Annotated in this window: 20 protein-coding genes; 15 read left to right on the top strand and 5 right to left on the bottom strand. The window is 62.9% G+C overall.

From position 1 onward, the window contains the following. Positions 1 to 38: 38 nt before the first annotated feature. The 6 genes from leuS (at position 39) to holA (ending at position 9,121) form a co-directional block, all read left to right on the top strand. Positions 39 to 2,567 carry a leucine--tRNA ligase gene (leuS, locus tag QRM57_RS04635; RefSeq protein WP_284985746.1) on the top strand — a complete coding sequence of 843 codons (2,529 nt, stop codon included), beginning with the start codon at positions 39 to 41 and terminating at the stop codon, positions 2,565 to 2,567. A gap of 8 nt (positions 2,568 to 2,575) precedes the next feature. Continuing rightward, positions 2,576 to 3,610 carry a DegV family protein gene (locus QRM57_RS04630; RefSeq protein ID WP_284985745.1) on the top strand — a complete coding sequence of 345 codons (1,035 nt, stop codon included), beginning with the start codon at positions 2,576 to 2,578 and terminating at the stop codon, positions 3,608 to 3,610. Positions 3,611 to 3,679: 69 nt separating this feature from the next. Continuing rightward, positions 3,680 to 4,498, top strand: a complete 819-nt coding sequence (locus QRM57_RS04625; RefSeq protein ID WP_284985744.1) for a helix-hairpin-helix domain-containing protein — start codon at positions 3,680 to 3,682, stop codon at positions 4,496 to 4,498. A 187-nt stretch (positions 4,499 to 4,685) separates the two neighbouring features. Next, positions 4,686 to 6,326 carry a ComEC/Rec2 family competence protein gene (locus QRM57_RS04620; protein WP_284985743.1) on the top strand — a complete coding sequence of 547 codons (1,641 nt, stop codon included), beginning with the start codon at positions 4,686 to 4,688 and terminating at the stop codon, positions 6,324 to 6,326. Next, positions 6,271 to 7,977, top strand: a complete 1,707-nt coding sequence (locus QRM57_RS04615) for a sigma-70 family RNA polymerase sigma factor (protein ID WP_284985742.1) — start codon at positions 6,271 to 6,273, stop codon at positions 7,975 to 7,977. Before QRM57_RS04620 ends, QRM57_RS04615 begins: the two co-directional genes overlap by 56 nt. A gap of 127 nt (positions 7,978 to 8,104) precedes the next feature. Continuing rightward, positions 8,105 to 9,121 (top strand): DNA polymerase III subunit delta, encoded by a 1,017-nt coding sequence (gene holA, locus QRM57_RS04610; protein WP_284985741.1) that lies wholly within the window; start codon positions 8,105 to 8,107, stop codon positions 9,119 to 9,121. A 72-nt stretch (positions 9,122 to 9,193) separates the two neighbouring features. Here the strand turns inward: holA and rpsT are convergent, their stop codons facing one another. Together rpsT and QRM57_RS04600 are read right to left on the bottom strand one after the other, a co-directional pair. Further along, positions 9,194 to 9,454, bottom strand: a complete 261-nt coding sequence (gene rpsT, locus QRM57_RS04605; RefSeq protein ID WP_011774926.1) for a 30S ribosomal protein S20 — start codon at positions 9,452 to 9,454, stop codon at positions 9,194 to 9,196. A gap of 168 nt (positions 9,455 to 9,622) precedes the next feature. Continuing rightward, positions 9,623 to 10,150, bottom strand: a complete 528-nt coding sequence (locus QRM57_RS04600) for a type II toxin-antitoxin system PemK/MazF family toxin (protein ID WP_284985740.1) — start codon at positions 10,148 to 10,150, stop codon at positions 9,623 to 9,625. A gap of 159 nt (positions 10,151 to 10,309) precedes the next feature. On the opposite strand from QRM57_RS04600, the gene lepA reads away from it, so the two are divergent. Together lepA and hemW are read left to right on the top strand one after the other, a co-directional pair. Beyond that, positions 10,310 to 12,163 (top strand): translation elongation factor 4, encoded by a 1,854-nt coding sequence (gene lepA / locus QRM57_RS04595; RefSeq protein ID WP_235520720.1) that lies wholly within the window; start codon positions 10,310 to 10,312, stop codon positions 12,161 to 12,163. Then, a complete protein-coding gene (gene hemW / locus QRM57_RS04590; RefSeq protein WP_284985739.1) occupies positions 12,164 to 13,393 on the top strand; it encodes a radical SAM family heme chaperone HemW in 1,230 nt (409 codons plus the stop codon). A gap of 51 nt (positions 13,394 to 13,444) precedes the next feature. Here the strand turns inward: hemW and QRM57_RS04585 are convergent, their stop codons facing one another. Beyond that, positions 13,445 to 13,858: a DUF4870 domain-containing protein gene (locus tag QRM57_RS04585; RefSeq protein WP_235520718.1), complete on the bottom strand. Its 414-nt coding sequence runs from the start codon at positions 13,856 to 13,858 to the stop codon at positions 13,445 to 13,447. A 121-nt stretch (positions 13,859 to 13,979) separates the two neighbouring features. After that, positions 13,980 to 14,831, bottom strand: coding sequence for a DUF3097 domain-containing protein (locus tag QRM57_RS04580; protein WP_284985738.1), 852 nt, complete (start codon positions 14,829 to 14,831; stop codon positions 13,980 to 13,982). A gap of 230 nt (positions 14,832 to 15,061) precedes the next feature. Here QRM57_RS04580 and hrcA point away from each other — a divergent pair, with 230 nt between their 5' ends. From hrcA to QRM57_RS04565, 3 genes are read left to right on the top strand one after another with little or no spacing between them, the layout of a single operon-like run. Then, on the top strand, positions 15,062 to 16,069 hold the full coding sequence (hrcA, locus tag QRM57_RS04575) for a heat-inducible transcriptional repressor HrcA (protein ID WP_257368026.1): 1,008 nt from the start codon (positions 15,062 to 15,064) through the stop codon (positions 16,067 to 16,069). Positions 16,070 to 16,119: 50 nt separating this feature from the next. Then, on the top strand, positions 16,120 to 17,247 hold the full coding sequence (gene dnaJ, locus QRM57_RS04570; protein ID WP_211712328.1) for a molecular chaperone DnaJ: 1,128 nt from the start codon (positions 16,120 to 16,122) through the stop codon (positions 17,245 to 17,247). Positions 17,248 to 17,249: 2 nt separating this feature from the next. Further along, positions 17,250 to 18,023, top strand: coding sequence for a 16S rRNA (uracil(1498)-N(3))-methyltransferase (locus QRM57_RS04565; protein ID WP_284985737.1), 774 nt, complete (start codon positions 17,250 to 17,252; stop codon positions 18,021 to 18,023). Positions 18,024 to 18,037: 14 nt separating this feature from the next. On the opposite strand, the gene QRM57_RS04560 is transcribed toward QRM57_RS04565, so the two are convergent. After that, on the bottom strand, positions 18,038 to 18,910 hold the full coding sequence (locus QRM57_RS04560; RefSeq protein WP_257368430.1) for a GerMN domain-containing protein: 873 nt from the start codon (positions 18,908 to 18,910) through the stop codon (positions 18,038 to 18,040). A gap of 373 nt (positions 18,911 to 19,283) precedes the next feature. On the opposite strand from QRM57_RS04560, the gene QRM57_RS04555 reads away from it, so the two are divergent. The 4 genes from QRM57_RS04555 to era are packed head-to-tail and all read left to right on the top strand — an operon-like array spanning position 19,284 to position 23,107. Continuing rightward, entirely contained in the window at positions 19,284 to 20,363 is a 1,080-nt protein-coding gene (locus QRM57_RS04555) for a PhoH family protein (RefSeq protein WP_284985736.1), read from the top strand. After that, positions 20,360 to 20,833 carry an rRNA maturation RNase YbeY gene (gene ybeY, locus QRM57_RS04550; RefSeq protein WP_235520713.1) on the top strand — a complete coding sequence of 158 codons (474 nt, stop codon included), beginning with the start codon at positions 20,360 to 20,362 and terminating at the stop codon, positions 20,831 to 20,833. The genes QRM57_RS04555 and ybeY overlap by 4 nt, the downstream gene beginning before the upstream one ends. After that, complete coding sequence (locus QRM57_RS04545) at positions 20,830 to 22,161, top strand: hemolysin family protein (protein WP_235520712.1); 1,332 nt, start codon at positions 20,830 to 20,832, stop codon at positions 22,159 to 22,161. The genes ybeY and QRM57_RS04545 overlap by 4 nt, the downstream gene beginning before the upstream one ends. Continuing rightward, positions 22,145 to 23,107, top strand: coding sequence for a GTPase Era (gene era, locus QRM57_RS04540; RefSeq protein ID WP_257368030.1), 963 nt, complete (start codon positions 22,145 to 22,147; stop codon positions 23,105 to 23,107). Before QRM57_RS04545 ends, era begins: the two co-directional genes overlap by 17 nt. Positions 23,108 to 23,137 lie beyond the last annotated feature (30 nt).

Below are 23,137 nucleotides of genomic sequence, written 5' to 3'. Positions count from 1 at the left end.
GGAGGCAAAACCGCCATCGAGAACAGAAGAGGGCAGCAGTGAGCGTTCAGCCGGAGACAGAGACCGGAACAGCACAGACAGCCGCAGCCGAGGTGCCTGAAGAAGGCGTCTACAGCTTCGCTGCGATGGAAGCCAAATGGCCGCAGGTCTGGGAAGACCTCAAGGTCTTCACGCCTGCCGACGACGGCTCGCGGGAACGCCGCTACGTGCTGGACATGTTCCCCTACCCTTCCGGCGACCTTCACATGGGTCACGCCGAAGCATTCGCCATGGGCGACGTCGTAGCACGTTACCTGCGCCAGAAAGGCTTCGACGTCCTGCACCCCATCGGGTGGGACTCCTTCGGCCTGCCCGCCGAAAACGCTGCCATCAAGCGCAACGCGCACCCCAGCGAGTGGACCTACGCGAACATCGACACGCAGGCTGCGTCCTTCAAGCGTTATGCCATCTCGGCCGACTGGTCGCGCCGCCTCCACACCTCCGACCCCGAGTACTACCGCTGGACACAGTGGCTGTTCAAGCGGTTCTACGAGCGTGGCCTGGCCTACCGCAAGGACTCGCCCGTCAACTGGTGCCCAAAGGACCTCACCGTCCTGGCCAACGAACAGGTCGTCAACGGTGCCTGCGAACGCTGCGGCACGCCAGTCACCAAGAAGTCCCTGAACCAGTGGTACTTCAAGATCACCGATTACGCAGACCGCCTGCTGCAGGACATGGACCAATTGCAGGGACACTGGCCCGAGCGTGTCCTGGCCATGCAGCGCAACTGGATCGGCCGTTCAGAAGGCGCGCACGTCCGGTTCGTCATCGAAGCCACTGAAGATCGCGCGGAACGTGAAGTTACCGTTTTCACCACGCGTCCGGACACCCTCTACGGTGCAACGTTCTTCGTCGTTGCCGCTGACGCGCACCTGGCACTGGACCTGGTGACACCGGAACATCACGACGAACTCATGGCCTACCGCGAGAAGGTCAAGGCGCTGTCGGAAATCGAACGCCAGTCCACAGAACGGGAGAAGACCGGCGTCTTCACCGGCCGTTACGCCATCAACCCACTCAACGGCGAGAAGCTGCCCGTATGGGCTGCCGACTACGTCCTGGCTGACTACGGCACCGGCGCCATCATGGCCGTCCCTGCGCACGACCAGCGCGACCTCGACTTCGCGAAGGCCTTCGACCTGCCCGTCCGGGCCGTGCTGGACACCGGTGACGAGGACCCCTCGGAGACCGGAGTAGCCACTGCCGGCGAGGGCACCCTGAAGAACTCCGGCGAGCTCGATGGCCTGTCAAAGTCTGAAGCCATCCCGGCAGCGATCAGCATCCTGGAGAAGCTGGGAACCGGCGAGAAGTTCGTGAACTTCCGCCTGCGTGACTGGCTGCTGAGCCGCCAACGCTTCTGGGGTACGCCGATCCCCATCATCCACTGCGGGGAATGCGGCGAAGTTCCCGTTCCCGATGATCAGCTGCCGGTAAGGCTGCCGGACAACCTGCGCGGTGAGGCACTGTCGCCCAAGGGCACGTCGCCGCTGGCCGCCGCCGTCGAGTGGGTCAACGTCGATTGCCCCAACTGCGGCCGTGCCGCGCAGCGTGACACCGACACCATGGATACTTTCGTCGACTCGTCCTGGTACTTCCTGCGGTTCGTCTCGCCTGACTACACCGAGGGACCATTCGATCCGGACAAGATCAACGATTGGATGCCGGTAGGCCAGTACGTAGGCGGCGTCGAACACGCCATCCTGCACCTGCTCTACGCGCGTTTCTTCACCAAGGTCATCAAAGACATTGGGCTGATCGAAGCCAACGAGCCGTTCTCCGCGCTGCTCAACCAGGGCCAGGTGCTCAACGGCGGCAAGGCCATGAGCAAGTCGCTCGGCAACGGCGTGGACCTGGGCGAACAGCTGGATAAGTTCGGCGTCGACGCCGTCCGCCTCACCATGGTCTTCGCCTCCCCACCGGAAGACGACGTCGACTGGGCGGACGTGTCGCCGTCGGGCTCTGCCAAGTTCCTGGCGCGTGCCTGGCGGCTCGGCCAGGATGTCAGCAGCGAGCCCGGCGTTGACCCGGCCAGCGGTGACCGCGCCCTGCGTACGGTGACGCACAAAACCATCGCCGACGCCGCCGAACTGTTGGACAACAACAAGTTCAACGTGGTCGTGGCCCGCCTCATGGAGCTGGTCAATGCGACCCGCAAGACCATTGACTCCGGTGCCGGCGCTGCCGATCCGGCTGTACGCGAAGCAGTGGAGGCCGTTGCGGTCATCCTGAGCCTGTTCGCTCCGTACACAGCCGAGGACCTGTGGAACACGCTGGGCCACCCGGCATCAGTTGCCAATGCAGGCTGGCCCAAGCATGACGACGCTCTGCTGGTTCAGGACACCGTGACTGCTGTGGTCCAGGTACAAGGCAAGGTTCGCGACCGCTTGGACGTTTCTCCGGACATCACCGAAGACGCCCTCCGGGAACTTGCGCTGGCTTCGGAGAACGTCCAGCGTGCCCTGGACGGCCGCGGTATCCGCACCGTGATCGTGCGGGCCCCTAAACTGGTGAACATCGTTCCTGCCTAGCAGGGATTGTGCGGCCGCCGGCATCGTGCCGGCGGCCGGTCATCATCTTTGGAGGTTGCGTGCCTGAGCGAGAACCACCCGCTTGGATATGGCTCAAGGAAAGAGTGGCGCGCCTCCGGCAACCCACAGCTCCGGTTACCGTCCCTGGCGAGCCGCTGGCCGCCGTCGTTAAGACTGCTGTCGTCACGGATTCAGCGGCAGCCCTGCCACCGGAATGGGTATCCGCCTTCACCGCCGACGGGCGCCTGGCGGTCGTTCCCATGCCCGTTATGGTGGGGAACGAGATCTACGGTGAGGGCGAAGACGACATCACCCAAACGTTATCGCTGGCTTTGGCGTCAGGGGCATCGGTCAAAACCTCAAGGCCATCGCCCGGACAATTTGAACAGGCCTACCTCCTTGCGCAGCGCCGGGGTTTCGAGGCCGTGGTCTCCATCCACATCTCCTCAGAGCTGTCCGGAACTGCCGATGCAGCCCGGCTGGCTGCGGCCCGGGTCAGCATTCCGGTGGAAGTGGTGGACTCGCGCACGGTTGGCATGGCACAAGGCATGGGTGTCCAGAGCGCCGTGGTGGCTGCGGCCGACGGTCGCGAGGCAGCTGAAGTGCGCCATTTCGCGGAGCGCCGCATGGAACGGACCAAGGTCTACTTCTATGTCCCCAGCTTGGAGCAGTTGCGGCGTGGCGGACGCATTGGGGCGGCAGCGTCGCTGCTTGGAACCGTGCTGGCCATCAAGCCGATTCTGGCGGTCGACGGCGGCAAGATCGTTCCGCTCGAAAAGGTGCGTTCCGCCGTCCGCGCCATAAGCCGCCTCGAGGAAATCGTGGCAGCCGATGTTGCCTCCCGGCCGGCGGGCCAGCAGCGCCTGGCCGTTCACCACTTCGGCAATCAAATAGAGGCCGAAGCCTTGGCCGCCCGGTTGAACCAGAAATGCCCGGAGTGCCCGGCGCCTCAAATCAGTGCGCTGCCGGCTGTCCTGGCTGCCCACGCGGGCCTGGGCGTGCTGGCTGTCATCGTTGGGGAAAGCAGTACACCCGCGGGTTGAGCACCCGTGTTTTCCACATAGGAAACTTCCCCGGGTTCCGGCCCGGAGTGCTGGCCATAGGCTCGTTCCATGCCACGGTGGAGCCAGGACCCGTCGCCGGATGCCGCAGCGAAGGCCGTCCGGCAGCGTTTCGTGGACCGCGTGGCTACCGGCCCTACGGCGCCTCCGTTGTTGGAGCTTCCAGAGGCGGGGAACCAAGGCGGGGCAGATCCTGAACGAGCGGCCCCGGCCCGCCTCCGATGGCGGACACCTTGGCGGGTTGCGGCCCTTCTGGCCGTGCTGGTTGTTGGCTTCATCGGGCTTCAATGGTGGATGTCCCCGCCAGCGGCCCCGACATTTGTTCCCCTCAGCCCTAGCAGTTCATCGGGCAGCAGTACGGTACCCACTGCCGCGACAGGTCCTGACGGTGATGCATCCGGGACTGTGCTGGTCCATGTAGCAGGTGCCGTGAAAGCGCCAGGCGTAGTGTCACTGCCCGAAGGCAGCCGCGTCTTTCAAGCCATCGAAGCGGCAGGTGGCGCCTCGCCGAACGCGAACCTCGGCGGCCTGAACCTCGCGGAAGTCCTCAGGGACGGCACCAAGGTCCATGTACCCGCGCTCGGCGAGCCACCCCAGGGGGAACCACCTGTGGGTACCGGCGGTTCCGGGGCTGCAAGCACACCTGCGGGTGCCACTGCGGGAGGCGCTGCCAGGATCAACATCAATACCGCCTCCGTGGAAGAACTCGGAACGTTGCCACGAGTGGGGCCGGTGATGGCTCAGCGCATCGTCGATTGGCGGAAGGAACACGGTGCTTTCGCCTCCGTGGATGAACTCGACGCAATTGATGGGATCGGGCCCAAACTGATGGAGTCATTGAAGGACCTCGTGGCGGTGGACAGTGGCTGAGGCGGAAACTTCTCCTCGCCGCCTGGATCTGAGGCTTGTGCCCACAGTGCTGGTTTCATGGGCCGCGGCGCTTGCTGGTGGGATATTGGGTGCGGCGGGCTGTGCAGTCCTCGCGTCGGGGCTTCTTGTGGCCGGGGGAGGGCTGCTCGTTGGAGGGCGGCACCACAGGCGCCGGTCCCGACGGACCATGGCAGCCACTTTTGCGCTTGCCTGCGTCGTGGGGGCTGCTGTCGCGGTCCACTGCGCTGTGAGTGAAGCCAAGCAGGAACACGGTCCGCTCGCGCCGGCAGTCGAGTCAGGGGACGGCGTCGTCGCACACTTGGTCATCACGGGAAGCCCCAGCAAGATCCCTGCCCCGGGTCAGTCCGCGAGGGACCGGTGGACCGTCGATGCCCGCCTCATCGATGCCACGTACTCCGGCGCCAGGGTGCGGGGTGCGGCCGATGTGGTGGTGGTGGGTGACGATCGCTGGCAGAACGTACGTGCGGGAGACCGGGTCAGGACAACCGGCTCCCTCAAGGAAGTGCGAACAGGTCAACCGGAAGCGGGCTTGCTCTCGGCGGCGTCTGCCCCTGTCGCCGTGGGGGCGGATTTCGACGTGCGCGGTGTCGCGGGTGACCTGCGGAAACACTTCGTGGAAGCTACCGCATGGCTACCCCCGGACGCCGCGGGGTTGTTACCCGGAATGGTCACTGGCGACACGAGTGCGCTGCCGGAGAGTCTTGGTGTCGACATGAAAACTACCGGCATGGCGCACCTGACAGCCGTGTCCGGCGCCAACTGCAGCCTGGTGTTGGGCGGGTTCGTTCTGTTGGCGAGGTACTTTCGGCTGTCCAGGCCCCTTTCTGCGGCAGGTGGTTGCCTTGGGCTTTTCGCGTTTGTGGTGTTGGTGGGACCGGACCCAAGCGTGCTGCGCGCCGCGGTCATGGGGTGCGTTGGTGTGACAGCCTTGGCTGGTGGGCTGAGGGGACGGGCATTGACCTTTCTCTGCGTTGCCAGTTCCGTACTCTTGTTCGTGGACCCCTCGCTTGCCGGCAATGTCGGCTTTCTCCTGTCTGTGCTTGCCACCTTGGGCATTGTTTTACTGGCCAGCCGCATATGCTCCTGGTTTCCACCACAGGTGCCCCGGTGGCTGGCAACGGCTGTTGCAGTACCGTTAGCTGCGCAGTTACTGTGCGGCCCCGTCATTGCTGCGCTGCAGCCACAGTTCACCCCGTACGCGCTCGTCGCGAACGTGACGGCCGGTCCGCTGGTGGCTCCTGTGACAATCCTGGGGACCATTGCGGTGCCACTCGCTGCGTTTGTTCCCTGGGTGGCGGTGGCCCCGCTGGCCATCGCTGGGTATTGTGCCGGGGCGATAGCGGCCTTGGCCAGGTTTTTTGCTGGGTTGCCGGGCGCAGCGTTGCCTTGGGCAGAAGGTCCGGCGGGTGTGGTCGCCATGGCTGTTTTCTCGGTGGTAACGGTCCTGTCGGCATGGATGATGCTTCATCCGACGACCCTGCAGGGTTCTGTCATGGCCCTCCACAGCGAAGTCGTGACGCTGCTGGAAGCAATGGCTTCCCGCAGGGGGAGGGAGGCCAAGCCTCCTACGTCCGGACGTTCATCAGGGCGTTGTGTATTAATTCACCGTCTGATCGTAAGCTGGCCCCGTGGAGCGCAGCGCATGGATGCGGCGACTGCGACGGGGCTGCAGCAGCGTGGCCCCATAAAGCCTTGGTCGGCGATGACCAGGTTGGTCCACTGGATGATCCGCGTCCGAACTCGGGGCCGGTATGGAGGGAACAGTTCCAGCGGAGAGCGAGGGACGCGCCGGAGTCGGTCTGGCTGACAGCGATGCTGACCTGGTGGCGCGGGTGCGCTCCGGTGACGCGGAGGCATTTGATGTGCTGTACGAGCGGCACCGAGGCATCGCCACATATGTCGCAGCGAACCAGGCCGATAACCGGGCCGATGTCGATGATGTTGTATCCGACGCCTTCGCCTCCGTTTTTCAGTCCCTGAGGTCGGGAAAGGGTCCGGATACGTTCTTTAGGGCGTATCTGCTGACCACCGTCAAACGCATCTCGTTCAAGGCCAACCAGGCAGCGTCCCGTACGCGGCCGACGGACGAGTCATACGTGCTCGATTCCGTGGAGGAGCAGCAGGACCCGGTCATGGCGGAGTTCGAGTCCGCAGCGGTCGCCCGGGCGTTCAAGACCCTTCCTGAGCGATGGCAGGCGGTTCTTTGGTATGTGGATATAGAGGGGATGAAGCCGGCAGCCGCCTCGGTGATGTTGGGGCTGAGCCCCAATGGGGTCTCTTCCCTGGCATTGAGGGCCAGGGAACGGCTACGTCAGGTCTACCTCCAGCAGCACGTCAGTAATTCCGTGGGACAGGACTGCGAAGAGTATTCGTCGCAGCTCGGTGTGTATGCCCGTAATGGACTGCGTCGGCGATCCCAGGACAAGATGCAGGCGCATTTGGACGAGTGTGCTCGATGCACAGCGTTGTTGCTGGACCTTAACGACGTCCAATCAGCAATGCGTGCCGCCCTCTTCCCTCTGGTGACCGGTGTTGGGTTCACCTCCGCAGTACCGGCTCTTTCGGGTTCCGGAGCGACGGCGGTGGCACGGGGTTCCCACGCTGCTCCCAGGCAATGGTCTTTGACGTGGAAAATAGCCGCAGGTGTGCTCACGGGCGCTGCTGTGGTTTTGGGTGCGGCCGTAGCGCTGGGAGTCACAGGTTCGCCATCGTTGAAAGGACCTGCCGGTGCGACGAGCCCCCTGCCCGGTGTTACTGCAAACCCAGCCAAGCCCACAGCCACACCGGAAACGATCCCCGCCGTCGTCGAGGACATAGCTGATCCCGGAAAAAAGGATCAGGAAGGGGTTCCGGTCCTTCCAGGGAAGCCCTCTGCGGCCAGTACAAAGGCCGGCAGTTCCAAGGTGCTTCCACTGCTTCCGGACGTGCAGCGGTCACCGGCTATCCAGCCGTCTTCTCCGGCCTCGCATGGCATTCCCGTTGTTCCGCTGCCACCCGTCGTTCCGGGAGAACCTGGTTCCCTGCCTCCGCTGCTTCCAACCCCAATACCAACTCCGGGTCCGTCCAGCACGCCCCTTCCATCGGTTTCTGTCACCCCGCAGCCGCAACCCGTGGTGAGCGCGACCTTCAGCACCGAAGCAGGCACAACAGCGTCGGATGTCAATGTCATCATTACCTTCGACCTTGGCGGGGCCGCTCCCAGCACAGCTGAAGCCGTCTTCACAGTGTCCGAAGGCTCCGACATGATTCCAGGAAAGCTTGTTGTTCCCGTCGGTTGGACGTGTACCCACGACCCCTCCACGACCAGGCAGTTCCGTTGCGTCAGCACCAGGGTGGACCCTGCGGCTCTCCGGTTCGGCCTCGGGGTCACCAGGAAAGGGCCGACGGAAACCACGACCCTCAGCTACCAGATCAGCGGTACGGGGATCGGCACCACGACCTTTTCGAACACCTTCTGAAGAACGAATGAGGGCAATCCGTGCGGCCTTCCCTGGGACGGTGTGAGCATGGTGGCAACTGTCCGAAGCTCCCGCCGGGGCATGGCAGACTTGAATCCTGCAAGGAAACGTCCGGAAGGAACCACCATTGGCTGCTGCCCAAAATAACCGGGCCAAAACCGCCTCGGCCAACAACGTCAGCTGGCGGGAGATCACTCCTGCGGCCGTGGTGTTGGTTACGGGTCCCGAGGAGTACCTGGGCATCCGTGCCATGGACCGCATCCGGTCCCACGTACGGACGGCTACTCCGGAGGTAGAGTTGAGCCGGCTCAACGCAGGCTCCTATGAGGCCGGCTCGTTGGCAATGACCGTTACCCCGTCATTGTTTGGCGAGGGCAAGCTCATTGAAATCGAGGGCTTGGAGGCCATGAACGACGCCTTCCTCGCCGATGGCCTGGCATACCTGCAGAACCCCGACCAGGATGTCGTGCTGGTCCTCAGGCATGCGGGAGGCGTTCGCGGCAAAAAACTGCTCGACGCCGTCAAGTCGGCTGGGTGGCCGGTGGTGGATTGCCAGCCGCTCAAGAAGGACGCCGAGAAGACCTCCTTTGTTGTCTCTGAATTCAAAGCCGGGGGCCGGCGCATCGAAGGCGAGGCTGTCATGGCACTGGTTAATGCCGTGGGCGCCAACTTGTCCGAACTGGCCGCGGCCTGCAGCCAGTTGATCGCCGACGCTACCACCGCCGTGGATGCGGCGACTGTGGAGCGATACTACGGCGGAAGAGTCGAAGCCACCGCATTCAAGGTTGCCGACGCCGCAATGGCCGGTAATGGTCCCGTGGCATTATCAACGCTCCGTCACGCTCTGGCGACAGGAGTGGATCCGGTTCCTTTGGTTGCAGCACTGGCGGCCAAGTTGCGTACCCTGGCCAAAGTGGCCGGAGCCAATGGCTCCCCGGCCACCATCGCCAGGAACCTGGGCATGCAGCCTTGGCTCGTGGAGCAGGCCCAACGTGATGTCCGACGATGGACGCCTGAGGGTCTTATCCGGTCCATTCAGGTCATTGCGGAAGCGGACGCCCAGGTCAAGGGGCTTTCCCGCGATCCCGTGTACGCGGTGGAGCACGCAGTGACGGTTATTGCCACATCGGCCAGCCGACGCTGACCGCGTTAAACCCAAAGGCCGGCACCCATTGGGCGCCGGCCTTGTGATCAGCTCAGTCGAACTGGAAAAACCTTAGAGTGCGTTGACCTTCTTGGAGATCGCCGACTTGCGGTTTGCAGCGTTGTTCTTGTGAATAACGCCCTTGCTGACAGCCTTGTCCAGCTTGCGGCTGGCAGCAACAAGTGCAGTTCCAGCAGCATCCTTGTCAGCAGACTCAACGGCGGTGTTGACGGCGCGGATGGCAGTCTTCAGCTCGGACTTGACTGCGTTGTTGCGCAGGCGAGCCTTCTCGTTGGTGAGGATGCGCTTCTTCTGGGACTTGATATTAGCCACGTATGAACTCTCTTTTTAATGCGGAAATGGTCTAGAGGGTTTTCAGGTTGGCCATCGACTGAGCGGCGTGGGGATGCCTATGGCAGCCAACCATGTGTGGCCGTCGACCTGCACGAACACACAGCTATAAAGAATAGCAGACGGTCCGCCCTGACGGCGACTTTGAAGTCACCGCCTGTCCTGTTGCGCGCGGAGCGCCCGGGACACCTCGTTGAACAGGGCCCTTTCCAGCACGGCGCCCTCCCGGCGGATGGACGCCGGGTCGAGCCGGATCACGCGGTCCACTTTGACTTCACTGGGTCGCCCTTGCCGGTCCCAGGCTCCGGCACCGATGTCGACGTAATCGTCGGCGCGGGCCCCATGGTCGTGGTCTTTTGATGTCAGCATCAGGCCCAGGAGACACTTGGCGTCAGCACCTACGAGCAGCACGGGACGGTCTTTCCCGCGGCTGTAGTCCTCTTCATAGGGCACCCATCCCCACACGATCTCGCCCGGGTCCGGTTGCCCATCCGGCTTGGGGGAGTACTTGGGCCGGAGCGGCCCGCGAAAGTCGCCGGGGTAGGAGCCGCCGACGCCGGCAGGCCGGGTTTGCGTTTTTGCTCCGCTGGGGCGGGTGGCCGGTTTGGTGTTGCCGCTTCCCCATGCCTTGAGCGATCGCAGGATGAGTTTGCCCAGGGGGCGCAAGTCGATAGCCATGTGACAACGCTACAACCGGGCCGGTACCGGTCTGCGCCGGCAATGTACGGTGAACCGCTGGTTCGTGGGAGACTGGAGGATCAGATGCGCGGCGCATTCCGGCTGGCCTATGCCCAGTTCGCGGAATTGCCGTGTGAGTATCGACAGTAAGGATCCTGCGTGTCTCCCATGGCCCGCACCGCACCGGTGCCCGCCGCAACAGATCCGGCCATCATCCGGAACTTCTGCATCATTGCCCATATCGACCACGGTAAGTCCACCCTGGCCGACCGCATGCTGCAGTACACCGGCGTCGTTCAACAGCGCGACATGAAGGCCCAGTATCTGGACCGTATGGACATCGAACGTGAGCGCGGCATCACCATCAAGTCCCAGGCTGTTCGCATGCCCTGGGAGCTCGATGGCACCAGCTATGCACTGAACATGATCGACACCCCCGGCCACGTGGACTTCACCTACGAGGTCTCGCGATCCCTGGCTGCCTGTGAAGGCGCGGTTCTCCTGGTCGACGCGGCACAGGGTATCGAAGCCCAGACCTTGGCCAACCTGTACTTGGCCATGGAAAACAACCTCACCATCATCCCGGTACTGAACAAGATCGACCTCCCGGCAGCGCAGCCGGAGAAGTATGCTGCGGAGCTGGCGAACCTGATTGGTGGCGACCCCGAAGACGTCCTCAAGGTTTCCGGCAAGACCGGCGTGGGCGTCGAGGCGTTGCTGGACAAAATTGTCCGAGACCTCCCCGCGCCCGTGGGTGACCCGGACGCTCCGGCCCGTGCCATGATTTTCGACTCCGTGTATGACACCTACCGTGGCGTGGTCACCTACGTCCGGGTGGTTGACGGCATGCTGCACCCCCGTGAGCGAATCCAGATGATGTCCACCCGGGCCACGCACGAGCTCCTGGAAATCGGTGTGAGTTCCCCGGAACCTACCCCGTCCAAGGGTCTTGGCGTGGGTGAAGTGGGGTACCTGATCACCGGTGTGAAGGACGTCCGCCAGTCCAAGGTGGGCGATACTGTCACCAACCTGGCCAAACCTGCTTCGGAGTCCTTGAGCGGTTACGCGGACGCGAAACCCATGGTCTTCTCAGGCCTGTATCCGTTGGACGGCACGGACTATCCGGTGCTTCGCGATGCCCTCGAAAAGTTGATGCTCAACGATGCCGCGCTCGTTTACGAACCCGAGACGTCGGCTGCGCTGGGCTTTGGATTCCGCGTGGGCTTCCTCGGATTGCTGCACCTGGAAATCACCAGGGAGCGCCTTGAGCGTGAGTACAACCTGGATCTCATTTCCACCGCCCCCAACGTGGAATACGAGGTAACGCTCGAGGACAAGAAAGTTGTCCACGTGACGAACCCCAGCGAATACCCCACGGGAAAGATTTCCGAGGTCCGTGAACCGATGGTTTCGGCTACCATCCTTGCGCCAAACGAGTTCGTCGGCTCCATCATGGAATTGTGCCAGAGCCGTCGTGGGCAGATGAAGGGCATGGACTACCTGTCCGAGGACCGCGTGGAGCTCCGTTACTGGATCCCGCTGGCTGAAATCGTGTTCGACTTCTTCGACCTCCTGAAGTCCAAGACCCGTGGCTACGCCTCGCTGGACTGGAAGGCCGACGGCGAACAAGTCGCCGACCTCGTGAAGGTCGACATCCTGCTCCAGGGTGAGCAAGTAGATGCGTTCAGTGCCATCACGCACCGTGACAAGGCGTACGCCTACGGCGTGATGATGACGGCCAAGCTCCGCGAACTTATTCCGCGCCAGCAGTTTGAAGTGCCGATCCAGGCGGCCATTGGTTCGCGCATCATTGCGCGTGAAAGCATCAGGGCCATCCGCAAGGACGTTCTTGCCAAGTGCTACGGCGGTGACATCACCCGTAAGCGCAAACTGCTCGAGAAGCAGAAGGAAGGCAAGAAGCGCATGAAGATGGTGGGCCGCGTGGAGGTGCCCCAGGAGGCGTTCATCGCTGCCCTGACCACAGACGAGTCCAAGGACAAGGCCAAGAAGTAAATGCCCAGCGTCCTTCCTTTGGGCGATCCAGCACCTGCGGATGGCGTTCTGCCTCCGCAGGTGTTGACGGGCGTCGAGCACCGCAAGTTCGGACTGTACGTCCATATCCCATTTTGTGCCGTGCGTTGCGGCTATTGCGATTTCAATACCTATACCGCGACGGAACTGGGCGGTGGTGCCTCGCAGGATGCCTATGCCAGTACCGCCATCTCGGAGCTCGACTTCGCCGTGAAGGCACTCGAGTCCTCATCGGTTCCGGCGCGCCCCCTGAGTACCGTCTTTTTCGGCGGTGGTACCCCGACTCTGCTTCCAGCCGAGGACTTGGCAAGGATCCTGCGTTCCGCGGTTGGGACGTGGGGGCTGGAATCCGGCGCGGAAGTGACCACCGAGGCCAATCCTGACTCCGTCACGCCCGAATCGTTGAAGCTGCTCGCGGATGCCGGACTCACCAGGGTCTCCTTCGGCATGCAGTCAGCGGTGCCGCATGTCCTCAAAGTGCTGGACCGCACTCACACGCCAAGCCGCGTTCCGCTGGTGGTGCAGTGGGCGCGCGACGCCGGACTCGCCGTCAGCCTGGACCTCATTTATGGGACCCCGGGGGAGTCCATGGAGGACTGGCGCGTTTCCCTCGAAACGGCCCTGTCGTACGAACCGGACCACATCAGCGCCTATGCGTTGATCGTGGAGGACGGCACCAAGCTTGCTGCGCAAATCCGTCGAGGCGAGGTGCCCGGCATCGACGACGACGACCACGCCGCGAAATACGAACTCGCCGATGAACTCATCTCAGCGGCGGGGATGGCCTGGTACGAGGTCAGCAACTGGGCGCGCTCTCCGGAGCAGGCATGCCGCCACAACCTTGCTTACTGGCGTGGAGATGACTGGTGGGGCGTGGGCCCAGGAGCGCACTCCCACGTAGGGGGTGTGCGCTGGTGGAACGTCAAGCATCCTACGGCTTATGCTTCACGACTGGGATCGGGAAGCTCGCCGGCGGCAGGCAGGGAGACGCTGGACCCTGACACGCGCGAGGTGGAGCGCATCATGCTCGAAGCCCGCCTGGGTACAGGCCTGGCTGTCGACGCCTTGGACGGCGTGGGGCGGCACGCAATGGCCGGGTTGATCGCAGATGGACTGGTTGACCCAATCCAGGCCTTCAAGGGCCGCTTGGTCCTCACGCTGAAGGGTCGCCTGCTGGCAGACGCAGTGGTCCGCAGGATCCTCCCGGACTGAGCCTCACGGCCGTTTGGCAGCACTGCCGGGACTCTCCTGCTGGTCAGGCAGCTACTTGATCCAGCGCAAATTCAGTTTGTAGCGGTGCGGCTGGCCGTGGTTCACGCGGATTCCGGCTGAAACGGAGAAGCACGTCAGGGCTACCCAAATGCCGGTCGCGATCACGGCGAAAATGTTGCCGACCACTGGAAGCAGGACGAGGATGTTGGCGAGGACCGCTGCGATGGTCGGGGGAAGGGTGAAGTTCAGCGCTTCCTTGGATTCCTGTGCAGTGAAGGGTCCCCGGTCCCGGAAGATCAGGTAGATCAACAGGGAAGGCAAGCAGCCAAGAATGCCGCCAAAGTGCGCCAAAGTGGCCCACTGCCGGTCTTCGCCGGCCGTCAAGGGCAGTGCATTGGCTGGCGCGCCATGGTACTGGGGCCGCCCTGCGGCGCTGCCCGGTTCTTCAGGAGCGTTCTCTGCCACGGTGTCTTCCCTTTGCTGTAAAGATGCTGCGGTGTTGCTGTCCCAGAATACCGGCACGCGCCCGCTTCTATGGACCAACTCCCCGTTGGCGCTGCAGTTGCAGTGGTTCAGGGTGAATGCTTTAGGGGACCGTCAGGAAGTCGATGACTTCCTCAACACGGCCCAGCAGGGATGCTTCAAGGTCGGCGTAGCTCCGTACGGCGCCCAGCAGCCTTTGCCAGCCCAACCCGATGTCCTCGGCGGTCTCGTGCGGCCAGCCGAAGGCGCGGAGGATGCCGGTCTTCCAATCCATGCCACGCGGCACTGTGGGCCACTTCTCAATGCCCAACACCTTGGGCCTGATGGCTTGCCACACATCCACGTACGGATGTCCCACAATGAGGACGTTTCCAGCGGCTCCGGGACAGGCCATGGCCTCGGCGGCGATGCGGGATTCTTTCGATCCCTGGACCAGGTGGTCCACCAGGATCCCGAGGCGGCGGTCCGGGCCGGGGTTGAAATCCGCAATGGCGGACGCGAGGTCGTCCACGCCATGCAAGGGTTCAACCACGATCCCTTCGACCCTGAGATCGTCACCCCAGACCTTCTCGACCAGTTCGGCGTCGTGCTTTCCTTCCACCCAGATGCGGCTGGCCTTGGCCACCTGTGCGCGCTGGCCTTGCACCTTGACGGAACCTGAGGCGGTACGGCCCGGCTGGGCGGCCGACGGCGACTGCCGGACTGCTGGAGGCATCAGGCGGATGGGCTGGCCTTCGAGCAGGAAGCCGTATCCCAACTGGAACGATTTGGACTTACCACGCCGGTCCTCCAGGGACACGACATGCATGCCGCCGGTCTTCTCCACCCTGGTCACTTCGCCCACCCAGCCGGACTGGACGTCTTCAAGGACCATTCCCCGCTGGACCGCTACCTCAGGAAGCTGGCGTTTGGCGGGAGCGGTCAGATCCTGTGGACCCCAATTGTCGAAAGCCAAGGGATATTTCCTACCTTTGAGTACTTGATGGGTGGGGGAGCCGTTTGGGTTGCGAAGCTGCCGAACCTGCACGCTGGAAGCTGAATACGGGCGTTTTCAATGCTAGCAACGGGGTGGCCCATAATAGACTTGTTAGCACTTGGGCATGTTGAGTGCTAAGTGCGGAGGCCCGGCGGGCGTGCCGCAGTCGCCGGTCGCCACGACCACGGACGTCGTCAGGAGGTGGAGCAATGAGTGAGCCACGCAAGTTGGAAGTGCTGCGTGCCATCGTTGAAGACTACGTGCATTCCAGGGAACCCGTTGGATCCAAGGCCCTTGTCGAGCGCCACCACCTCGGTGTTTCCAGTGCCACCATCCGCAATGACATGGCTGTCCTGGAAGAAGAAGGACTCATCGCGGCGCCCCACACCAGCGCAGGACGCATTCCCACGGACAAGGGCTACCGCCTGTTTGTGGACCGTATCTCCCAGGTAAAGCCACTTTCGGCCGCGGAGCGCCGTGCCATCCACTCCCTCCTCGAGGGCCCGGATGACGTGGACGACATCCTGGAGCGGACCGTGAGGCTCCTTTCCCAGCTGACCAACCAGGTCGCCGTCGTGCAGTACCCGCACTCGAGCCGGGCGGTCGTCCGTCACGTTGAGTTCGTGCTGCTTGCGCCAAAGCAGGTCCTGGTGGTCCTCATTGCGGACACAGGCAGCGTTGGCCAGAAGGTCATCGATGCCGGATCAGATGTTGCGAACGAGGCATTGATGCTGCTGAGGTCCCGGTTCCTCGGAAGCATAGCCGGGACGCAACTGGACCTTCTCCCACAGGTCCTTCCATCGGTAGTGGCCCTCTGCCCGCCCGAGCTTCGCGGCGTGGCCCAGACTCTTGCGCACGGCCTGCAGTCACTGAGCGACAACAGCCGCGAAGAGCGCATCTTGATGGCGGGCACCGCCAACCTGGCCCGCTCCAATGTGGACTTCCCCTTGAGCATCGGTCCGGTGCTTGAAGCCCTTGAGGAACAAGTCGTCATGCTGCGGTTGTTGTCCGATATGGGCGATGATCCGCGGGGCGTGTCAGTAAGCATTGGCCGGGAGAACCCGTACGACGGTTTGGCCGAGGCTTCCGTCGTGGCCACCGGCTACGGTTCCGGAGCCAAGGTTGGGATCCTTGGCCCTACCCGCATGGACTATCCCACCACCATGGCCGCAGTCCGGGCCGTGGCCAGATACCTTTCCCGCATTCTCGGCGGCTGAACACCGGCCCGAGGAAACATCCGCAGTACAACAAGGAAGAGATACCGACTTTGAGCAGCCACTATGACGTTTTGGGAGTCTCTCCGGAAGCCACCGGGGAAGAGATCAAAAAGGCGTACCGCAAGTTGGCGCGGAAACTTCACCCGGACGTCAACCCCGGGGAAGATGTCGCGGAGCAGTTCAAGGCAGTGACCCACGCCTACGAGGTGTTGTCGGACCCGCAGAAGCGCCGTGTCTACGACGCCACCGGTAATGAAAACGGAACCGAAAACGGCTTCGGCGGCGGTTATTCCGGCCAGGGCTTCGCCTTCCAGGACATTTTCGACACCTTCTTTGGCGGCGGTGGCGGCCATGGCGGCCCGGCTTCCCGGGTCCGGCGCGGCCAGGACGCCCTCATCAGCGTCCGCATCGACCTCAAGGATGCGGTATTCGGCGTCAACAAGAAGCTCGAAGTCGACACGGCCGTTGTGTGCCCCACTTGTGATGGCAGTTGCTGCCGCCCTGGTACCCATCCTGAACGGTGTGACATCTGTGGTGGCAGCGGCCAGGTCCAGCGGGCGGTCCGGTCCATCCTCGGCCAGGTCATGACCACGGCCCCCTGTGGCTCCTGCGAGGGCTTCGGCACGGTCATCAAGGACCCCTGCAACGAATGCAGCGGGCAGGGTCGCATCCGCAGTCGTCGTTCCCTCACCATCAAGGTTCCTGCCGGTGTGGCCACCGGTACCCGGATCCAGTTGTCCGGCCAGGGCGAAGCGGGCCCCGCCGGCGGCCCGGCCGGCGATCTCTACGTCGAAATCCGCGTCAACAACGACTCCATGTTCATGCGTGAAGGCGACGACCTGCACGCAACCCTGAGCGTGCCCATGACAGCCGCTGCCCTGGGTACGGAACTTCAGTTGGACACCTTCGACGGAGCACAGGACATCGACGTCAAGGCGGGAACCCAGTCAGGCGAAATCATCACTCTTCGCGGGCTTGGCGTCACCCACCTTCGCGGCTATGGCCGAGGCGACCTCAAGGTGCATTTGCACGTCGAAACGCCTACCAAGCTCGATGCCGCCCAGGAGGAGCTGCTCCAGCAGCTCGCCAAACTGCGGGGAGAGCAGTTCACCGAGGGAAAGCTCGTTGCCAGCGGCGGCATGTTCGCCAAACTGCGGGACAAGCTCGGTAACCTGTAGCGGTGAGCAACCCCGTCTTCTTCACCCAGGCAGGCAACCTCAGCCACCTGGGGCCTGGTTCCGTGTTTGTACTGGAAGGCCCGGAGGCGCGCCACGCGGTCACCGTTAAACGCTTGGCGGTGGGCGAACAGGTAGACATCGCAGACGGCGCCGGTACACGTTTGACGGGTACGGTCTCCGAGACCGGGTCAGGCACCTTGGCTGTGACGGCCTCGGACGTCGTCTTCGAAGAGCGGCCGGCCGTTCGCCTGGTCCTCGTCCAGGCGCTTGCCAAAGGGGACCGTGACGAACTTGCCGTCGAAACGGCCACCGAACTCGGCATTGACGCGGTGGTTCCGTGGCAGTCCGAACGCTCCATTGTCCGATGGAAGGGTGATCGGGCCGCCAAGGCACATGCCAAGTGGCAATCGGTGGTTGCCGCCGCAGCGAAACAGGCACGGAGGTCACACATCCCGCAGGTTCGCCCCATCGTGGATACCGCGGCCTTGGCGAAAGTCGTCGCTGCTGCGGACCTGGCCATCATCCTGCACGAAGATGCCAAGAACCCCTTGCGGACCGTCCTGGAGGAGTCGGGCGTGCCGGATGGCTCAGATCCGGGATCACCCCGGGAAGTGTTGCTGATCGTTGGGCCGGAGGGCGGAATCTCACCCCGTGAAGTCACCCGGCTCAGTGACGCCGGAGCCGTTACGGCGCTGTTGGGACACCATGTCCTGCGGTCGTCGACGGCGGGACCAGCCGCCGTCGTTCTCGCCAGTGACGTCCTGGGCCGCTGGTAGGACGCCGGCGGGTCCTAGCCGACGCTGAACAGTCGCGTGTCGGTACTGGACTCGATGACTTTGCCTGCGGCGTCGACCTGTGAGACCCGCAGCTCGTACTTGCCGGCCTTCAACGTCGCGCTGAAAGTAAAGACGCCGTACTGGCCCGGCTCGCCCGTTGGCTTGGCCTGTCCGTTGAGCAGACCCGTCTTCTCGGCCTTGCCGTTGTCCCTGAGGATCTGCCAGGCGATGGTTTTGGAGCTGTCGGTGCTGCGGCCGTTGAACTTTACCGCGCCCGGCGGCACCGTGACATCCTCCTGCGGATCGATGATCCACACCGGTGCCACAAGGGAGGCGTCACGTGCCATCGGCTGTCCCAGCTTCACCTGCCCGAAAGCCATGTAATCGGGGTGGCCGTCCACCAGGATGACCACCTGGATCTGCTGGCCGGAATTGATAAGGCCCGACGACGACGCCGCGGCAGTGGCTGTGTAGACCAACTGTTGAATGGCCCGCTGAGCCATGGCGGCATCGAGATTCGAATTGAAAGCATCACGGGAGATGTCCACTGTGATGACGTTCTTGCCCGATATGGAAGTAGCCAGGCTGCTGGGTTGCTGCCACGGCGTGAAGAAGTCATGGTCCAGTGGCTTTTCCGCCATCATGATCCGCAGGGCGGTGGTTACGGGGTTGTCGTCACCGTCGATGTCCCGGAACTCCCGGTAGAGGTAGACCTCATCCTTGCTGCGGCCGATCCAGTACACGGGAATTTTCGTAGAGGCCTGCGTGGTTTCCAAGGGGGCGTTGCTTGCCGGGGCCTCCTGCACGGAGAGCGAAGGGGAGCTCGGTGAAACCTGGTTTCCTGCCCCGTCGGCGATGCAGCCGGTGAGCAGCAGCACAGAGACCATCGCGGGCACGGCAAAAGCGGACTTCTTCCGCTTGTGTGCGCCCTGCGCGGTCTTTCCTGGCTTGCTGATGGGGATTCCTGTCCTGCGGTGCATCGTTGGCAACCCTTCGCCGGGTCGGCGTGGCTGCGGGGCGCTTTGTCCACCCGCTATGCCAGCTTGGCACACCGCCGACGGCTGCCGGCCGGGAATGAGGGGGCCCGGAGCAACTGAAACATGATTGATACCGGCTTGATGCAGAGTTGAGACAAAATGTCGGCCATCCCTTTGTGGCTTGGACGGACGGCTCAGGTGAGGTCCATGAGGGACGGGCTGGCGTAGGATTATTGCCAGGACACCATCGAACCGGAGGAGAACAGGCCATACGGCCAACACTATGAGTGAATCTTTGAACGGACGGCTCAGGACCGGAAACGGCAACCTGCCGCCCACTGAGTTCCCGCACAGCTTACCGGGCACGCGCACGGAAATTGTCACGTTCGACAACTCCGACCAGATGGTTCACTCGTTGGGAAGCCACGATGAAGCCCTGCGCTACATCGAGGATCAGTTCGAAGGCGTCAGTTTCCACGTCCGCGGCAACGAACTCTCCATGACAGGTCCGTCCACCGATATTTCCCGGGTGATGCGTCTGCTTGAGGAAGTCCGTGGGCTGGTGTCAAAGGGCACGCTGGTGACCCCTGACGTTCTGCAGCAACTTGTCTCACTGTTGCGCACCCAATCAGTGCAAAATCCTGCAGACGTGTTGACCCACAACATTCTTTCCAGCAGGGGCAAGACCATCCGCCCCAAGACGCTGAACCAGAAGAACTATGTTGATGCCATCGACGACAACACGGTCATCTTCGGGATCGGCCCCGCCGGTACGGGCAAGACCTACCTTGCCATGGCGAAAGCCGTCCAGGCGCTGCAAACGAAGGAAGTCAGCAGGATCATCCTGACGCGGCCCGCCGTCGAAGCAGGGGAGCGCCTGGGGTTCCTGCCCGGGACGCTGAGCGACAAGATCGATCCCTATCTTCGTCCGCTGTACGACGCCCTCCACGACATGATGGATCCTGAATCCATACCGCGGTTGATGGCCGCCGGGACCATCGAGGTAGCGCCCCTGGCCTACATGCGTGGCCGCACCTTGAATGACGCCTTCATCATTCTTGACGAAGCGCAGAACACCACACCCGAACAGATGAAGATGTTCCTGACCCGACTCGGTTTCGGATCCAAGATGGTAGTCACCGGAGACGTCACCCAGATCGACCTTCCGTTCGGGGCGACGTCAGGCCTGCGCATCGTCCGGGAAATCCTCACGGGGATCGACGACGTCAATTTCTCGATCCTTGAAGCCGCCGACGTCGTCAGGCACCGTTTGGTAGCCGACATCGTCTCGGCCTACAGCAACTGGGATGACGCGCATCGCGCCGACGCCAACACCCATCACAAGCGTGGAGAACGTCAATGAGCATCGAAGTAAACAACGAGTCCGGCGTCGCGGTGGACGAGGCCCAGTTGGTGACGTTGTCGCGCTTCATCTTTGAGCGTCTCTACATCCATCCCCAGGCCGAGCTGTCCATCCTGCTGGTGGACGAGCCTGCCATGGAGAAACTGCACATCGAGCTGATGGACGAGCCCGGAGCCACGGACGTTCTTTCGGTGCCGATGGACGAGCTGACGCCGGGTACTCCGGACAAGCCGACGCCCCAAGGCATGCTTGGGGACATCGCCATTTGCCCCCAGGTGGCCGAGGTGCAGGCGCGCAACGCGGGACACCCGACACAGGACGAGATGCTGCTCCTTACCACCCACGGCATTCTCCACCTGCTTGGCTTCGACCATGCAGAGCCTGAGGAGAAAGCCGAGATGTTCGGTTTGCAGCGTGAGTTGCTGTCTGAATTCCTGGGCAAGGATGCCCCCATGGAGACCATGCAGTGACCTCGATCATCCTGGTCGGCATGGCGCTGGTTTTCCTGAGCTTCGTCGCCTTGCTGACCGCAGCGGAGGCTGCTTTCAACTTCCTGCCCCGGCATGAAGCCGAACAATCCATAGGCCGAAACAAGGGCAAGGCCCTGGGCGGCATCCTGCGGAACCCCATCGCGCACATGCGCGCCTTGCGGTTCTGGCGGGTGTGGTTCGAGATGGCGGCTGCGGTGGCAGTCGCCGTCGTCCTTCACAGCCTGTTGGACAACGTATGGCTTGCGGGCCTCGCGGCCACCGGCATTATGGCCGTCATCGGTTTTGTGTTGGTAGGGGTTTCCCCCCGGCAATTGGGCAGGGCGCACTCAGGACCGGTAGTCCGGTTCACCGCGCCCCTGATCAGGTTCCTCTGCTGGATCCTCGGACCCATTCCCGGATGGCTTGTGGCGCTGGGACAGGCAGTGGCGCCCGGCGCTCCAGCCGGTGATGACGCGTTCGTCAGCGAGGAAGAGTTCCGCGAGTTCGTGGACCGGGCAGCCGAATCCGACATGATCGAGGACAACGAGGCAGAACTCATTCACTCTGTTTTCGACTTCGGGGACACCCTGGTGCGCTCCGTCATGGTTCCCCGTACTGACATTGTCACCATCGGAACCGGCACGGACCTGGAGACAGCCATGGCCCTGTTCCTGCGTTCGGGCTATTCGAGAATCCCGGTAATCGGTGAAAACACGGACCAGATCCGTGGAATTCTCTACCTGAAGGACGTGGCAGCGGCCCTGCACCGCACGGAGCCAGGGCTCCAGGCCCACGACGTCGACTCGCTGGCCCGGGATGTCCGTTACGTTCCGGAGTCCAAGCCGGTCAGTGACCTCCTCCGCGAACTCCAGCAGGAATCCACCCACGTGGCCATTGTCATTGATGAGTACGGTGGCACAGCCGGCCTCGTTACCCTCGAGGACCTGATCGAGGAAATCGTGGGTGAGATCGTGGATGAATACGACGCCGCCGCTGAAGAGGCCATCGATCTGGGGGATGGCACGTACCGGGTCAGCTCACGGATGAGCATCGATGACCTGGGCGAACTGTTCGACATGGACCTCGACGACGACGAGGTAGACACTGTCGGTGGCCTCCTCGCCAAGGCACTGGGGCAGGTACCCATTGTCGGAAGTTCCGTGGAGGTGAACGGAGTGTCGCTACGGGCCGATAGGCTTGAGGGTCGCCGAAACAGGGTCAGCCACATCATTGCGGCAGCCATCCCAAAGGAAGACACTGACTTTGAGGACCTCCTCGAAGACGCCGACTCAACGCAACAGGGAGTTCCACGTGAGCAAGCAAAATAAGAAATTCGACGCCGATCAGGACTTCGGTGGCTTCCACGCAGGTTTCTCCGTGCTGGTCGGCCGGCCCAATGCCGGCAAGTCAACCCTCACCAACGCCTTGGTGGGGCAAAAGGTGGCCATCACGTCCGCGAAACCGCAGACCACGCGCCACACCATCCGTGGCATCGTGCACCGCGACGACGCGCAGCTCATCCTCGTTGACACGCCAGGTCTCCACCGGCCGCGCACGTTGTTGGGCAAGCGCCTCAACGATCTGGTGGCAGACACCCTGTCCGAAGTTGACGCCATTGGATTCTGCCTTCCGGCCAATGAGAAAATCGGCCCTGGCGACAAGTACATTGCGGCACAGTTGGCCGCAGTGGGTCGCAAGCCGATCGTCGCCATCGTGACCAAGACCGATCTGGTGGACCGCCAGGCATTGACCGAGCAGTTGCTCGCCGTCGCTGAACTGGGCCGGGATGTGCTGGGTGAACAGGGCTGGGCAGACATTGTCCCGGTTTCCGCGGCGGATGGCTTCCAGGTCTCAACGGTTGCCGATGTCCTGATCAGCCACATGCCGTCGTCGCCGCCGCTGTACCCTGACGGCGAACTCACTGATGAGCCCGAGGCAGTCATGATCGCCGAATTGATCCGGGAAGCTGCTTTGGAGGGTGTCCGGGACGAGCTTCCGCACTCCCTGGCAGTAGTGGTCGAAGAAATTGTTCCCCGCGAAGGCCGAACCGAGGACAACCCGCTGCTGGACGTCCGTGTCAACCTGTACGTTGAGCGGCCGTCCCAAAAGGCGATCATCATCGGTAAGGGCGGGAGCCGCCTGCGGGAAGTGGGAACGAACGCCCGAAAAGGCATCGAAACCCTTCTGGGCACCCGGATCTACCTTGATCTCCACGTCAAGGTGGCCAAGGACTGGCAGCGCGACCCCAAGCAGTTGGTGAAACTCGGGTTCTAGGTTTCCCGGGACACGATCCTGCGCAGTGCT

This window comes from Arthrobacter sp. fls2-241-R2A-172 (genome assembly GCF_030208885.1).
Classification (GTDB): domain Bacteria; phylum Actinomycetota; class Actinomycetes; order Actinomycetales; family Micrococcaceae; genus Arthrobacter.
This window is presented reverse-complemented; position numbering and strand designations above follow the sequence as displayed.

Excerpts from the sequence above, each read along its gene's own strand:
- QRM57_RS04625 (WP_284985744.1), top strand. The coding sequence starts at position 3,680 with ATGCCACGGTGGAGCCAGGACCCGTCGCCGGATGCCGCAGCGAAGGCC.
- QRM57_RS04620 (WP_284985743.1), top strand. The coding sequence starts at position 4,686 with ATGGCAGCCACTTTTGCGCTTGCCTGCGTCGTGGGGGCTGCTGTCGCG.
- QRM57_RS04615 (WP_284985742.1), top strand. The coding sequence starts at position 6,271 with ATGGAGGGAACAGTTCCAGCGGAGAGCGAGGGACGCGCCGGAGTCGGT.
- QRM57_RS04600 (WP_284985740.1), bottom strand. The coding sequence starts at position 10,150 with ATGGCTATCGACTTGCGCCCCCTGGGCAAACTCATCCTGCGATCGCTC.
- hemW (WP_284985739.1), top strand. The coding sequence starts at position 12,164 with ATGCCCAGCGTCCTTCCTTTGGGCGATCCAGCACCTGCGGATGGCGTT.
- hrcA (WP_257368026.1), top strand. The coding sequence starts at position 15,062 with ATGAGTGAGCCACGCAAGTTGGAAGTGCTGCGTGCCATCGTTGAAGAC.
- QRM57_RS04560 (WP_257368430.1), bottom strand. The coding sequence starts at position 18,910 with ATGGTCTCTGTGCTGCTGCTCACCGGCTGCATCGCCGACGGGGCAGGA.
- QRM57_RS04555 (WP_284985736.1), top strand. The coding sequence starts at position 19,284 with ATGAGTGAATCTTTGAACGGACGGCTCAGGACCGGAAACGGCAACCTG.
- ybeY (WP_235520713.1), top strand. The coding sequence starts at position 20,360 with ATGAGCATCGAAGTAAACAACGAGTCCGGCGTCGCGGTGGACGAGGCC.